We start from the raw sequence: 13,263 nt of genomic DNA, 5'->3' as shown, positions 1-13,263 counted from the left end.
CCGGCGCCCCCTCGATCGGGTCTCACGCCCGGCCGGTGCCGGCGGGCGTGCTCACTGCGGCGCGGACAGCGAGTAGATGGTGAGGCCGACCGCGCTACGACGGGGCACGCCGTACGGCGCCAGGGTCGGGGCGTGACGGGGCCGGTCGAAGACCACCACCCAGCGGACCCCGAGCTCGTAGAGGTCCGCGGCCGCCTCGGCCGTGGGCTCGCGGATGAAGCCGTCGTTGAGCTCCAGCAGCTCGGGGTCCCAGAACGGCGCGGCCGCGAAGTGTGTGCCGCTGTCGGGGTCCCAGGCCCGGATGGCCCGGTCGGTGTAGGCCCAGCCCTCCAGCAGGACCCGGCGCTCGGTGTAGGCCGCGACCGCGAAGCGGCGGTAGTCGCAGGCCTCGGTGACCTGGGCGCGGCAGTGCCGGTTGGTGATCACCACGTCGTCGGGGTCGGAGTGGTCGCGCAGCCAGCGCAGCGCCTCGAGCTGCGAGGAGTGGACCTGGCCGGGGATCTGCTCGGCGGTCTCCGGGCTGGCGGGCGGCTTCCACTTCGCCAGCGCCCGGGCGTCGGGCACCAGCCCGGCCCCGGCGAGGGCGATCACGGTGATCAGGGCCACCGCGCGCAGCAGGGGCTGGGGCGAGGTGGCCCGGCGCCGCTCCGCCAGCGCGATCGCGAGGGCCCCGGCCAGCGCCAGGCCCAGCAGGGCGCCGGTGGCGACGTACGCGGACGCCACGTCGGTCGGCTCGTCGGCGTCCACCGCGAAGAGCCACTGGGCGATCAGCATCGCGGCGATCCCGACGACGCCGCCGAGGACGAGGCGGGCCCGCGGTGCCGGCGCGCTCCGCAGCGCGGTGGCGATCCCCCAGGCGACCGCGATGCCCACCGGGCCCAGTGCGGAGAAGTAGAAGTAGTACTGGCTCGAGCCCGGGTGGCCCAGCAGCAGCAGCGCGCAGACGCCGGAGATCCCGGCCCCGGTCAGCAGCCACGCCGCCGGGTCGCGTCTGCCGTCTCTGCTGATCAGGAGCACCACGACCGCGAGGAACGGCGAGAGCAGGGCGAAGAGCGCGAGCACCGCCATCGCGACCCCCGCCGGGCTCGCCAGGACCACCTCGCCTCCCGTCGTCACCCCGACGCGGCTGGACAGGTACACCTCGGGGGACAGCAGCTCGACGCCACCGCCGCCGCCGCCGAACATCGTGCGCTGCAGGACCACCAGCACGAGCCCGGCGAGGGCGGTGTCGGTCCAGACCATCCGGCGCAACTCGGGGGCCGCTCGGAGCAGGACGACGATCACCGAGGCCAGCAGCAGGCCCGCCACGACCACCGGCAGGGTGCTGCCCTTGGAGCCGCCCGCCGCCGCCAGCACGGCGACCAGCAGCACGACGGTCCCGCGGGGCGCCTCGCCGCGCCAGCGCAGCCCGATCAGCGCCACCGCGGGCATCAGCACCAGCATGCCGAACTGCTGGGTGGGGGAGAGCGGCCCGTGCAGCGGGGTGGAGATGGGTGTGGCGAGGGTCCACGGCTGCAGCTCGTGGACCAGGAACGCCGCGACCGCGCCGCCGGCGCCGATCCAGACCGAGCCGGTCACGCGCGCTCCCGCGAACGCCGAGACCAGGGGCACCGCGACGAGCAGCAGCACTGGGTCGAAGCGGAGCAGGAGCGTGTCGATCTCGGCGCCGGAGAGGTCGGCGATCTGGGCCGCCCAGGCGTAGCTGAACCAGTGATAGGTGAGCGGCTCGCCCGCCACCTGCGGGTAGTTCGGCGGGAACCGGTTGAGCAGCTCGCCGACCAGGGAGATGTGGAAGTGCACGTCGACGTACGAGGTGGCCCAACCGTCCCAGCGCACCGGCTGGCGGAAGATCTCGAGCACCCGCAGCAGCGGGATCAGACAGGCGGTGCAGACCAGCGCGGCCCAGCCCCACGGCAGCGGGTCCCAGCGCCGGGACAGCACCCGGCGTCGGGACCGCGGTGCGGCGAGGATGCCGACCGCGACCAGGGCGGGCACCCCCCAGGCCAGCGCCCGCAGCTCGGTGGCGGCGGCGAGCAGCTGCGCGGGCACGGACAGCACCGCGCCCATCGCGAGGCCGAGGACCAGGTCCTCCAGCAGCCAGCCGTGCACGGGCCGGACGAGCCGCCAGATCAGCGCACCCGGCAGCACCTGCGCGAGCACGACGGCGAGCAGGGCCCGGCCGAGCTCCTCGGGGAAGACGCCGAACCGGGTGGCCACGTGCAGCATCACCCCGCCGAGGACGGCGGGCGGGAGCAGCTGCGCGGCGAGCTGAGCTGCCCCGGCACGGAAGGCGGCACCAGTCGAGGTGTCGGTCGTCATTGCCAGCGGATTGTGCCACGCAGATCCGCCCGGATCCGGGGAACCGCCAGGCGAGTTCCGCGCCGAGTCGAGGCCCGGGCCCGCCGTACCGGCGGGGGCCGGGGAAACCACCACCTCCCGCCAGCGACCACCCACTGCCTACGATCGATCGCATGCCTCGCGATCGCATCCTCGCCATCATCCAGGCCGGCGGCGCCGGCGGTCGGATGGACGTCCTGACCCGGGAGCGCGCGAAGCCGGCGCTGCCGTTCGCCGGGGTCTTCCAGCTGATCGACTTCCCGCTCTCGAACCTGGCCCACAGCGGGATCTCCGACGTCTGGCTCTCGCTGCAGTACCAGGGGGCCACGCTCGAGGAGCCGGTCGCCAACGGCCGCCCGTGGGACCTGGACCGCAACCGCGGCGGTCTGCGGTTGCTGATGCCCGAGGAGGGCACCGGCACCGACGAGGAGGACGGGTTCGCCCAGGGCAACGCCGACGAGCTGTTCCGCATCCGTGACCAGATCCGGGACTTCGCCCCGGACGTGGTGGTCGTGCTGAGCGCCGACCACGTCTACCGCCTCGACTTCAGCGACCTCGTCGCCACCCACCGCGAGGCCGGCGCGGAGTGCACGCTGGTGGTGACCGACGTGCCGATCGAGGAGGCCGGCGACCACGGCGTCGTCGAGCACGACGGGTCCGGCCGGGTGACCGGGTTCGCCTACAAGCCGGAGGACCCCAGCAGCGGCACCGTCGCCACCGAGGTGATCGCCTACCAGCCGGACGCGCTGATCGAGGTCGTGGAGCAGCTGCACCGCGAGCTGAGCTCCGGCAGCGAGGAGGGCGACAGCGGGCTGGGCGACTTCGGGGACCATCTGGTCCCGCGCTTCGTCGAGCGCGGCAGCGCGCACGTGCACCCGCTCGGCGGCTACTGGTGCGACCTGGGCCAGCCGCACAAGTACCTGCGCGCGCACCGCGACGTCCTCGTCGACGACGTCGGGGTGCTCTCCCAGCCCGAGTGGCCGATCCTCACCCGCCAGCCGCCGCGCGCCCCCGCGCGCGTGCTGGACGGCGGCCAGGTCGCCGACAGCATGCTCAGCCCGGGCAGCCGGGTGTCGGGCACCGTGCTGCGCAGCGTGCTCGGTCCCGGCGCCGTGGTCGAGGAGGGCGCGGTCGTGCGCGACAGCGTCGTGTTCGGGGACAGCGTCATCCAAGCGGGCGCCACCGTGGACGGGGCGGTCGTCGACTCCGGCTGCGTGATCGGCGCGGGCGCCGTGCTCGGGGACCCGGATGTCGACGCCACCACCGACCCTGACCTGGTGATCCTGGTGGGCCGCTCCTCGACGGTGGGGGAGGGGATCCGGCTCGAACCGGGCGCCCGTCTCGAACCGGGCACGACTGCCTGAGCACGCGCCCGCCTCAGCCGCCCTCGCGCAGGGCGCCCAGCGCCTCGCGGCAGTGCGCCTCGACCTCGTCCAGGTCTCGCTCGGTCTGGGCGAGGTCGGCGCTCATCCGGGCCAGGTCGGCGCGGCGCACCTCGATCTGCGCGAGCAGGTACTCCAGTTGGCCCGCCTCGCCGGGGCGGTCGTCGTACATGTCGACGATGCGGGCGATCTCGTCGAGCCCGAAGCCCAGCCGGCGCCCGCGCAGGACCAGCTCGAGCCGGATCCGGTCGCGCCGGTGGAACACCCGGGTGGTGCCGCGTCGCTGCGGATGCAGCAGCCCCAACGCCTCGTAGTGGCGGATCGTGCGCAGGGTGACGCCGTACTCCTGCGCCAGCTCGGTGATCGACCAGGTCGGTTCCATGCTGCTCCAGGATCGGTCGCTCGGGTCGGCTCGCTCGGGTCGGGAGAGGGCTTGCGGTGACGCTACGGAAGCGCCTTACGTTGACGTCAGCGTAACCGCGGGTGCCGTCCGCCCCGCCCGTCACCGCGAGGAGAGATGCATGTCGTTCGAGCTGTCGCGTGAGCACGAGGAGTTCCGACGCAGCGTCCGCGAGTTCGCGGAGGCCGAGATCAAGCCGCACGCCGCGCGCTGGGACCGCGAGCACCACTTCCCCGTCGACGTCGTGGCCAAGATGGGCAAGCTCGGGCTCTTCGGCCTCACCGCCCCCGAGGAGTACGGCGGCGCCGGGCTCGCCGGCGAGGAGGGCGGCTTCACCTCGCTGTGCCTGGCGATCGAGGAGATCGGCCGCGTCGACCAGTCGATGGGGATCACGCTCGAGGCCGCGGTGGGGCTGGGCATCAACCCGATCCTCAGCTACGGCACCGAGGCCCAGAAGCAGGAGTGGCTGCCCGCCCTGGTCGCCGGCGAGCGGCTCGCCGGGTTCGGCCTGACCGAGCCCGGCGCCGGCTCCGACGCCGGCGCGACGCGCACCCGCGCCGAGCTCTCCGAGGGCCAGTGGGTCGTCAACGGGTCCAAGCAGTTCATCACCAACTCGGGCTCGCAGATCACCTCGCTGGTCACCGTCACCGCGCGCACCGGCACCCGCGAGAACGGCACCGCCGAGATCAGCACGATCCTGGTGCCGAGCGGGACGCCTGGCTTCACCGCGGAGAAGGCCTACGACAAGCTGGGCTGGCACGCCTCGGACACCCACCCGCTCTCGTTCGAGGACGTCCGGGTCCCCGAGGCCAACCTGCTCGGCGAGCGCGGGCGCGGCTACGCGCAGTTCCTGGCCACCCTCGACGACGGCCGGGTCGCCATCGCCGCCCTCGCCGTCGGGTGCATCCAGGCCTGCCTGGAGATGAGCCTGGAGTACGCCGGCGAGCGCCAGACCTTCGGCGGCCCGATCGGGCGCAAGCAGGGCGTGGCCTTCCAGATCGCCGACCTCGAGGTGATGCTGCACGCCGCGCGCCTGCTCACCTACCGTGCGGCGGCGATGAAGGACGCCGGCGCCTCGGTGCGCGAGTTCAAGCAGGCCGCCTCGGTGGCCAAGCTGTACGCCACCGAGTCGGCGGTGACGGCCACCCGGATCGCCACCCAGGTCTTCGGCGGCTACGGCTTCATGGAGGAGTACCCGGTCGCCCGCTTCTACCGCGACGCGAAGGTGCTCGAGATCGGCGAGGGCACCTCGGAGGTGCAGCGGATGCTGATCGCCCGCGGACTCGGCCTGCCCGTGGAGTAGCCTGGTTTCGGGCCCTGCGTGCTCCCGAGGGGGGAGTACCGACCGCGGGGGTCTAGCCTTGCCGCCATGGGTACCCGCTGGCAGCGCCTCCTCACCGAGGGCAGCCGCTTTCTCGCCGTGGGTGGCGTCGCGACCATGGTGGCCCTGATCATCTTCAACGTCCTGGTCCACGGGTACCGCCCGGACTCGGAGCCGCTGCTGGCCGACCAGGTGATCCTCGCCTACGTGATCGCCAACACGGTGGGCATGGCCGTCAGCTACCGCGGCAGCCGGAAGTGGGCGTTCAAGGAGCGCGAGCCGGTGCACGCCGACGGCGGCGTCACCGCGTTCATCGTCATCAACGTGGTCACGATGACCCTGCCGATCGCGTGCCTGTCCTTCAGTCGCGGAGTGCTGGGGCTGGCCGACCCGGTCTCGGACAACATCTCGGCCAACGTGATCGGCCTGTCGATGGGGCTGGGGGCCCGGTTCTACCTGTTCCGGCGCTTCGTCTTCCGCCGGCCGGTGCACCTGCTGCACCTGCACCACGCGCCGGAGGAGATCGACGGGCTGGAGGGCCCCGTCGAGCTCAGCGGGTCCACAGATCGGGCCACGCGTGCCCGAGCCGGCCAGCCAGCTCACGGACGAGCGGGAGGCTGACGCCCACCACGTTGTGGTGGTCGCCCTCGATGCCTCGCACGAACGCCCCGCCGAGTCCGTCCACGGTGAAGGCGCCGGCGACGTGCAACGGCTCGCCGGTCGCGACGTAGGCGTCGATCTCGGCGTCGCTCACCTCGGCGAAGTGCACCGTGGTGGAGGCGGTCGCGGTGAGCGATCGGCCGGAGGCGACGTCATGGAGGTGGTGCCCGGTGTGCAGGACGCCGCTGCGGCCCCGCATCTCGCGCCAGCGCCGGGTGGCCTGCGCCGCGTCGGCCGGCTTGCCCAGGGCCTCTCCCGCCAGCTCGAGCACGGAGTCGCAGCCCAGCACGAGCGCCGCGGGCGGCAGCTGCGATCCGGCCACCACGGCCCGGCACTTGAGCTGGGCCAGGCCGTGGGCCAGCTCGGCCGGCGCGAGCCCGTCGAGCTGTGACTCGTCGACGCCGGAGACGATCACGACGGGGTCGATGCCCGCCGAGCGCAGGGTGGCGAGACGGGCGGGGGAGGCGGAGGCGAGGACGAAGCTGGTCACCGCAGGAGACTAGACGGCGCCCGAACGCCGAACAGGCCCAGCCCCACCCCGGACGGGCGGTGGAGCTGGGCCTGTGGGAGGCCGGTCAGCTGGGCAGGCTGCTGGCTCGCCAGCCGCCGGGACCGTGCTGCACCCCAGGCGTGATCCTGCGGTGCGGCGCGCTCCAGGCCGGGCTCGGCGGCGGGTTCGGGTCGTCCTGCGCGGCAGCCAGCGCACCGAAGACCGTCACCAGGGCGGCGACCTCCTCGGGCGTGACGTCCGACTGGGCGATCCGCAGCAGCGGCTCGCTGGACTGTTCGCTCGTCCCTCGCTCGGCTCCGTCGCTCACAGCGGGATGTTCCCGTGCTTCTTGGGCGGCAGCGTCTCCCGCTTCGACTGCAGCAGGCGCAGCGCACGCACGATCTCCATCCGGGTCTCGTGCGGGGTGATGACCGCGTCGACGTACCCCCGCTCGGCGGCGATGTAGGGGTTGGCGAGGTGGTCCTCGTACTCCGAGATCAGCTCGGCGCGCCTCGTCTCGGGGTCGGCGGCCTCCTTGAGCTCGTTGCGGTAGAGGATGTTGACCGCGCCCTGCGCGCCCATCACCGCGATCTGCGCGGTCGGCCACGCGAGGTTGATGTCGGCGCCGAGGTGCTTGGAGCCCATCACGTCGTACGCGCCGCCGTAGGCCTTGCGGGTGATGATCGTGACCAGCGGGACGGTGGCCTCGGCGTAGGCGTAGATCAGCTTCGCGCCGCGGCGGATGATCCCGTTGTACTCCTGGTCGGTGCCGGGCAGGAACCCCGGCACGTCGACGAACGTGAGCACCGGGATGTTGAAGGCGTCGCAGGTCCGCACGAAGCGGGCGGCCTTCTCCGAGGCGTCGATGTCCAGGGTGCCCGCGAACTGCATCGGCTGGTTGGCCACGATCCCGACCGGGCGGCCCTCGACCCGGCCGTAGCCGATCAGGATGTTCGGCGCGAACAGCGGCTGGACCTCGAGGAACTCCTCGTCGTCGAGCACGGTCTCGATGACCGTGTGCATGTCGTAGGGCTGGTTCGGGCTGTCCGGGATCAGCGTGTCGAGGGCCAGGTCGAGCTCGGAGAAGTCGAGGTCGGCCGGGTCGTGGAAGACCGGCGGCTCGTCGTGGTTGTTCTGCGGCAGGTAGGACAGCAGCGCCTTGACGTACTCGATGGCGTCGTCCTCGTCGGAGGCCATGTAGTGCGCGTTGCCCGAGCGGGTGTTGTGGGTCCGGGCGCCGCCCAGCTCCTCCATCGTGACGTCCTCGCCGGTGACCGTCTTGATCACGTCGGGGCCGGTGATGAACATGTTGGAGGTGCCGTCGACCATGATCGTGAAGTCGGTGACGGCCGGGGAGTAGACGTGGCCGCCGGCGCAGGAGCCCATGATCATCGAGATCTGCGGGATCACCCCCGAGGCGTGCACGTTGCGCCGGAAGATCTCGCCGTAGAGCCCGAGCGAGACCACACCCTCCTGGATGCGGGCACCGGCGCCCTCGTTGATGCCGATGATCGGGCAGCCGGTCTTGATCGCGAGGTCCATCACCTTGGTGATCTTCTCGCCGTACACCTCGCCCAGGGACCCACCGAACACGGTGAAGTCCTGGGAGAACACGCATACCTGGCGGCCGTCGATGGTGCCGTAGCCGGTGATGACGCCGTCGCCGTAGGGACGCTTGTCCTGCAGGCCGAACGCCGTCGAACGGTGCCGGGCGAGCTCGTCGAGCTCGACGAAGGAGCCCTCGTCGAAGAGCAGCTCGATCCGCTCACGGGCGGTCTTGCGTCCCTTGGCGTGCTGCTTCTCGATCGCCTTGGCCGAGCCGGCATGGACCGCCTCGTCGAGCCGGCGCTCGAGGTCCTGCAACTTGCCCGCGGTGGTGTGGATGTTGATATCGGTGGGGACTTCGGTCCCCTCGCCAACATGTGCGCTCACGCGTATGGCCTCCTCGTGGTCTGTGCGGCAATCTATCGCCCGTGACCGACGACCACGCGACGCGCCCACCACTTGACCACACTCGTCTTGTCGATGGGGTGGCGGGCATCCCCGGGGTGCGGGTGGAGATCGTCGAGGCGGCGCCCTCGACGAACGCGCTGGTCGCCGCGCGGGCCCGGGCGGGGGAGCCCGCCGGGCTGGTCGTCGTGGCCGAGCACCAGACCGCCGGCCGGGGACGCCTGGACCGCAGCTGGCAGACACCGCCCCGCGCGGCGCTCACCTTCTCGGTGCTGCTGCGGCCCACGGTGGCGGTCTCGGCGTGGCCCTGGCTGCCGCTGCTGACCGGGTACGCCGTGGCGCGCGGCCTGCGCGAACAGGGAGTGCCCGCGGAGGTGAAGTGGCCCAACGACCTGCTGCTCGGGGGTCTGAAGATCGCCGGGATCCTGGCCGAGCGGGTGGAGTCGCCGGCCGGGGCGGCCGCGGTGGTCGGGATCGGCCTCAACGTCTCCACCCGCCCCGAGGAGCTGCCCGTCGAGACCGCCACCTCGCTGGCGATCGCCCTGGGTCGGGAGCCGGACCGGACCGCGGTGCTGCTGGCCTGCCTGCGGGCGCTGTTCGCGCAGTACGCCACCTGGCAGGCGGACCCGGCGAGCCTGCGTGAGGCGTACGCCGCCACGTGCGCCACCCTCGGGCAGCCGGTCCGGGTGCACCTCCCCTCGGGTGCCGACCTCCTGGGTGAGGCGAGCGACGTGGACGCCGAGGGACGGCTGGTGGTGGCGACCGGCACCGGGGAGGTGGCGGTCAGCGCAGGTGACGTGGTTCACGTGCGTCCGGTGGGGCAATGAGAGGATCGCCCCGTGTCCTTTCCTGCGAAGCTCCTCAACGAGGGCGAACGGGTCGTGGTGTCTACGCGCACCCACCCCAAGGTGATGCTGCTGCCGACGCTGGTCGCGGTGCTCGCCGTGGCCGTCGCCGCGTTCGTCTCCACCCTCGGCAGCGGTGACGCCGCCCGGATCCTGCACTGGTGCGCCTGGGTGTTGGCCGCGGTGGTCGTGGTGGGCTGGTTCCTGCGCCCGCTGCTGCTGTGGGCGACCACCAGCTACACGTTCACGAACCGCCGCTTCATCAAGCGCGCCGGGGTGATCGCCCGGGCGGGACGCACGATCCCGCTCAACCGGATCAGCGGCGTGGACTTCGAGATCGGCGTGATCGACCGGCTCCTCGGCTGCGGCACGCTCGTCGTCTCCGACGCCAGCGAGCAGGGCCGGGTGGAGCTGCGCGACATTCCGCACGTGGAGAAGGTGCAGCTGCAGGTCGCCGACGAGCTGCATCGGCTCAGCGTGCGCGAGGGCGACGATGGCAGCTGAGCAGCCGACCACCCGTGAGGAGCTCGAGCGCGCGATCCTGCACGACGCTCCCGCCTACGACTCGAGCCAGGTCTCGCAGCAGGCAGGCGTGCCCCTGGAGGTGGCCAAGCGGCTGTGGCGCTCGCTGGGCTTCCCCGAGAACGAGAGCGAGGTCATCTTCACCGAGAGCGACCTCGAGGCCCTGACCACCCTGAACGCCGCGATCTCCGAGGGCCTGCTCGACCTGCCGACGGCCCTCAACCTGACCCGGGCGGTGGGCCAGACGATGGCCCGCCTCGCCGACTGGGAGGTCGGCACGCTGCTGGCCCGGGTGGACGAGCTCGAGGCCTCCCACGAGGCGACCGGCAGTCGGCTGGGCTCCGCGCTGCGGCTGGTGCAGGAGTTCAACGCGCCGTTCGAGCAGCTGATGGTCTACGCCTGGCGTCGCCACCTGGCCGCGGCGGTGGCGCGGATCGAGGCGCTGGGCTCGGAGGAGGACGACCTGCACACCGTGCAGATCACCGTGGGCTTCGCCGACATCGTGGCCTTCACCGCGCTGTCCAACGACATCGGCGAGAGCCGGATCGGCGACATGGTGGAGATCTTCGAGTCGCGCTGCCACGACGTCGTGGCCACCCACCGCGGGCGGGTCATCAAGAGCATCGGCGACTCGGTCCTCTTCGTGGCCAACGAGCCGCTCCAGGCGATCGACATCGCCGAGGGGATCATCACGGTGATCGGGCGTGACCCGCGGATGCCCGACGTCCGGGTGGGGCTCGCCACCGGCTCGGTGGTGATGCGGCTCGGCGACGTGTTCGGCCCGCCGGTGAACATGGCCGCCCGGCTGACCGGGGTCGCCCGGCGCAACCGGGTGATCGTGGACGCGGCGACGGCCGCCCTGCTGCCGGCGGACACCTTCGACACTCGGCGGCTGCCGGCCCGGCCGGTGCGCGGCTTCGGGCTGGTCGAGCCGGTCGCCGTACGACGCCACTGAGCGCGCGGTCCGGAAAAGGTTAAGGAACAGCACCGCCACAGAAGTGCCACATCGCCGGGGACGCGGCGACTCGTTGCCTAGCGTGACCGGGTGATCACCGTTCAGGACGTCCACGTCGACCCCGTCGCCCGCCGTGCCTGGCGTGGCGACCGGGAGATCGTGTTCTCCCGCAAGGAGTTCGCGCTCGTCCTCGCGCTGATCACCCGGGCCGGTCAGATCGTCACCCGCGACGAGCTGATGCGCGAGGTGTGGCAGACCTCCTTCTACACCTCGTCGAAGACCATCGACGTGCACCTCGGCTGGGTCCGGCGCAAGCTCGGCGACGACCCTCGCTATCCCGCGTTGATCAGCACGCACCGGGGAAAGGGCCTGCGCTTCGAGTCCTCCGACCCCGCCGACACCGTCCACGCGGGCTCGGCCCAGCACGAGGACGCCGCCGCCCGCGGCTAGTCTGAGCGCGTGTCCGCCCGCTCCGCTGCCTCCACCGCCCCCAGCCCCGCGCGGGCGCCGAGCCGATCCGGCCAGGCGAGTGCGCCGACGCTCGCCGTGATCGGCGGCGGCCAGCTGGCCCGGATGATGGCCCAGCCGGCGATCGCCCTCGGGCTGCCACTGCGCCTGCTCGCCGAGGCCCCCGGGGTCTCCGCGGCCCAGGTCATCCCCGATCAGCAGGTCGGCGACTACCGCGATCTCGACACCCTGCTGGCGGTGACCGAGGGCTGCGCGGTGGTCACCTTCGACCACGAGCACGTCCCCACCGAGCACCTGCACGCGCTCGAGGACGCCGGCCACGCCGTGCGCCCCGGCCCCGAGGCCCTCGTGCACGCCCAGGACAAGGCGGTGATGCGCGCGCGCCTCGACGAGCTGGGGGTGCCCAGCCCCCGCCACGCGGTGGTGAGCAGCGCCGCCGAGGTGGAGGCGTTCGGCTTCCCGTGCGTGCTGAAGACGACGCGCGGCGGGTACGACGGCAAGGGCGTGTGGGTGGTCTCCGCGCCGCAGGAGTGCGCCGAGCCGTTCGCCGCGGCCGAGGCCGCCGGCGTGCGGATCCTCGCCGAGGAGCTCGTCGACTTCCGCCGCGAGCTCTCCGCGCTGGTGGCGCGGTCCCCGAGCGGCCAGGCCGCGGCGTACCCGGTGGTCGCCTCGACGCAGGTCGACGGCATCTGCAAGGAGGTGGTCGCGCCCGCGCCCGACCTCGACCCCGAGCTGGCCGGGCAGGCGCAGCGGATCGCGCTGCAGGTGGCCGGTGAGCTGGGCGTGACCGGCATCCTGGCGGTCGAGCTCTTCGAGACCGTCGACGGGCGGATCCTGGTCAACGAGCTGGCGATGCGCCCGCACAACACCGGCCACTGGACCCAGGACGGCGCGGTCACCTCGCAGTTCGAGAACCACCTGCGCGCGGTGATGGACCTGCCGCTCGGCTCGCCGGCGCCGCGGGAGCGGTGGACGGTGATGGTGAACATCCTCGGGGGCGCGCACGAGGCCGGCCGGCTCTACGACGGGTTCCCGCACGCGATGGCGCGCGACCCGCGGCTGCGGGTCCACCTCTACGGCAAGGACCTGCGCCCCGGCCGCAAGGTCGGGCACGTGAACGCCTACGGTGACGATCTCGACGACTGCCTCGAGCGCGCGCGGCACGCCGCCGCGTGGTTCGCCGGCGAACTCGGCAACGAAAGTGAGTGACCAGGTGACTTCACCCTCCACCGGGCCGGGGACCGGCCCGCGGGTCGGCATCGTGATGGGCTCCGACTCCGACTGGCCGGTGATGAAGGCGGCCGCCGACGCGCTGGCCGAGTTCGACGTGGCCTACGAGGCCGACGTGGTCTCGGCGCACCGGATGCCCGAGGAGATGCTGGACTACGGCCGGCAGGCCGCCGGCCGCGGGTTGTCGGTGATCATCGCCGGCGCCGGGGGAGCGGCCCACCTGCCGGGGATGCTGGCGGCGCTCACCCCGCTCCCGGTGATCGGGGTGCCGGTGCCGCTCAAGCACCTGGACGGGATGGACTCGCTGCTCTCGATCGTGCAGATGCCGGCCGGCGTGCCCGTCGCGACGGTCGCCATCGGCAACGCCCGCAACGCCGGGCTGCTCGCCGTACGCATCCTGGCGGCCGGCGACCCGGCCCTGCAGCAGCGGATGGTCGAGTTCCAGGAGTCGCTGCGGTCGTCCGCGCAGGCCAAGGGCGAGACCGTCCGCCGCGAGGCCCGCCCCTCCCGCCCCCTCGGCTTCTGACCCGCCCCCGCCCCGCCCTGCGCCCGTCCCGCGCCGCTGCCCTGCGCCCCCGCTCGCTTGTAACGCGGGGTTATGCCCCCACTGCCACAGCGAAATATCACCGCGGACTCCATCGGTCGTAGCAACGCTGACTGATGGTGGTGTTGTGGATGGCGAAGCGGTACGTGCCTTACGAGG

At 72.7% G+C, this 13,263-nt stretch carries 14 protein-coding genes; 9 read left to right on the top strand and 5 right to left on the bottom strand.

From position 1 onward, the window contains the following. Positions 1 to 51: 51 nt before the first annotated feature. Positions 52 to 2,319 (bottom strand): hypothetical protein, encoded by a 2,268-nt coding sequence (locus tag AC6EI4_RS03365; RefSeq protein WP_498450579.1) that lies wholly within the window; start codon positions 2,317 to 2,319, stop codon positions 52 to 54. Positions 2,320 to 2,471: 152 nt separating this feature from the next. Between AC6EI4_RS03365 and AC6EI4_RS03360 the strand changes: the two genes are divergently transcribed. After that, complete coding sequence (locus AC6EI4_RS03360) at positions 2,472 to 3,701, top strand: glucose-1-phosphate adenylyltransferase family protein (protein WP_498450578.1); 1,230 nt, start codon at positions 2,472 to 2,474, stop codon at positions 3,699 to 3,701. Positions 3,702 to 3,714: 13 nt separating this feature from the next. Here AC6EI4_RS03360 and AC6EI4_RS03355 read toward each other — a convergent pair whose 3' ends face one another. Then, a complete protein-coding gene (locus AC6EI4_RS03355; RefSeq protein WP_498450577.1) occupies positions 3,715 to 4,101 on the bottom strand; it encodes a MerR family transcriptional regulator in 387 nt (128 codons plus the stop codon). Between the two features lie 139 nt (positions 4,102 to 4,240). Between AC6EI4_RS03355 and AC6EI4_RS03350 the strand changes: the two genes are divergently transcribed. Next, positions 4,241 to 5,422 carry an acyl-CoA dehydrogenase family protein gene (locus tag AC6EI4_RS03350; protein ID WP_498423406.1) on the top strand — a complete coding sequence of 394 codons (1,182 nt, stop codon included), beginning with the start codon at positions 4,241 to 4,243 and terminating at the stop codon, positions 5,420 to 5,422. A gap of 66 nt (positions 5,423 to 5,488) precedes the next feature. After that, a complete protein-coding gene (locus tag AC6EI4_RS03345; RefSeq protein ID WP_498423404.1) occupies positions 5,489 to 6,061 on the top strand; it encodes a GtrA family protein in 573 nt (190 codons plus the stop codon). On the opposite strand, the gene AC6EI4_RS03340 is transcribed toward AC6EI4_RS03345, so the two are convergent. The 3 genes from AC6EI4_RS03340 to AC6EI4_RS03330 all read right to left on the bottom strand — a co-directional run bounded on the left by AC6EI4_RS03340 (position 5,991) and on the right by AC6EI4_RS03330 (position 8,522). Continuing rightward, positions 5,991 to 6,590: a Maf family protein gene (locus AC6EI4_RS03340; protein ID WP_498423403.1), complete on the bottom strand. Its 600-nt coding sequence runs from the start codon at positions 6,588 to 6,590 to the stop codon at positions 5,991 to 5,993. The two genes, AC6EI4_RS03345 and AC6EI4_RS03340, sit on opposite strands and share 71 nt — an antisense overlap. An 85-nt stretch (positions 6,591 to 6,675) precedes the next feature. Further along, positions 6,676 to 6,918 (bottom strand): acyl-CoA carboxylase subunit epsilon, encoded by a 243-nt coding sequence (locus AC6EI4_RS03335; RefSeq protein WP_498450576.1) that lies wholly within the window; start codon positions 6,916 to 6,918, stop codon positions 6,676 to 6,678. Further along, entirely contained in the window at positions 6,915 to 8,522 is a 1,608-nt protein-coding gene (locus AC6EI4_RS03330) for an acyl-CoA carboxylase subunit beta (RefSeq protein WP_498423400.1), read from the bottom strand. The genes AC6EI4_RS03335 and AC6EI4_RS03330 overlap by 4 nt, the downstream gene beginning before the upstream one ends. A 98-nt stretch (positions 8,523 to 8,620) precedes the next feature. Here AC6EI4_RS03330 and AC6EI4_RS03325 point away from each other — a divergent pair, with 98 nt between their 5' ends. The 6 genes from AC6EI4_RS03325 (at position 8,621) to purE (ending at position 13,086) form a co-directional block, all read left to right on the top strand. Continuing rightward, positions 8,621 to 9,367, top strand: a complete 747-nt coding sequence (locus AC6EI4_RS03325; RefSeq protein WP_498450575.1) for a biotin--[acetyl-CoA-carboxylase] ligase — start codon at positions 8,621 to 8,623, stop codon at positions 9,365 to 9,367. A gap of 12 nt (positions 9,368 to 9,379) precedes the next feature. Beyond that, positions 9,380 to 9,889, top strand: coding sequence for a PH domain-containing protein (locus AC6EI4_RS03320; RefSeq protein ID WP_498423396.1), 510 nt, complete (start codon positions 9,380 to 9,382; stop codon positions 9,887 to 9,889). Then, on the top strand, positions 9,879 to 10,862 hold the full coding sequence (locus AC6EI4_RS03315; protein ID WP_498423394.1) for an adenylate/guanylate cyclase domain-containing protein: 984 nt from the start codon (positions 9,879 to 9,881) through the stop codon (positions 10,860 to 10,862). Before AC6EI4_RS03320 ends, AC6EI4_RS03315 begins: the two co-directional genes overlap by 11 nt. A 90-nt stretch (positions 10,863 to 10,952) precedes the next feature. Beyond that, a complete protein-coding gene (locus AC6EI4_RS03310; RefSeq protein WP_498423392.1) occupies positions 10,953 to 11,312 on the top strand; it encodes a winged helix-turn-helix domain-containing protein in 360 nt (119 codons plus the stop codon). A 96-nt stretch (positions 11,313 to 11,408) separates the two neighbouring features. Continuing rightward, a complete protein-coding gene (locus AC6EI4_RS03305) occupies positions 11,409 to 12,539 on the top strand; it encodes a 5-(carboxyamino)imidazole ribonucleotide synthase (RefSeq protein ID WP_498423529.1) in 1,131 nt (376 codons plus the stop codon). After that, positions 12,463 to 13,086 (top strand): 5-(carboxyamino)imidazole ribonucleotide mutase, encoded by a 624-nt coding sequence (purE, locus tag AC6EI4_RS03300; RefSeq protein ID WP_498423527.1) that lies wholly within the window; start codon positions 12,463 to 12,465, stop codon positions 13,084 to 13,086. The genes AC6EI4_RS03305 and purE overlap by 77 nt, the downstream gene beginning before the upstream one ends. Positions 13,087 to 13,263: the final 177 nt, after the last annotated feature.

It is taken from the genome of Nocardioides sp. Z43_10, assembly GCF_059766615.1.
The sequence above is the reverse complement of the archived record's forward strand: the minus strand, read 5'-3'. Positions and strand labels throughout refer to the sequence as shown.

Excerpts from the sequence above, each read along its gene's own strand:
- AC6EI4_RS03365 (WP_498450579.1), bottom strand. The coding sequence starts at position 2,319 with ATGACGACCGACACCTCGACTGGTGCCGCCTTCCGTGCCGGGGCAGCT.
- AC6EI4_RS03315 (WP_498423394.1), top strand. The coding sequence starts at position 9,879 with ATGGCAGCTGAGCAGCCGACCACCCGTGAGGAGCTCGAGCGCGCGATC.
- AC6EI4_RS03345 (WP_498423404.1), top strand. The coding sequence starts at position 5,489 with ATGGGTACCCGCTGGCAGCGCCTCCTCACCGAGGGCAGCCGCTTTCTC.
- AC6EI4_RS03350 (WP_498423406.1), top strand. The coding sequence starts at position 4,241 with ATGTCGTTCGAGCTGTCGCGTGAGCACGAGGAGTTCCGACGCAGCGTC.
- AC6EI4_RS03355 (WP_498450577.1), bottom strand. The coding sequence starts at position 4,101 with ATGGAACCGACCTGGTCGATCACCGAGCTGGCGCAGGAGTACGGCGTC.
- AC6EI4_RS03360 (WP_498450578.1), top strand. The coding sequence starts at position 2,472 with ATGCCTCGCGATCGCATCCTCGCCATCATCCAGGCCGGCGGCGCCGGC.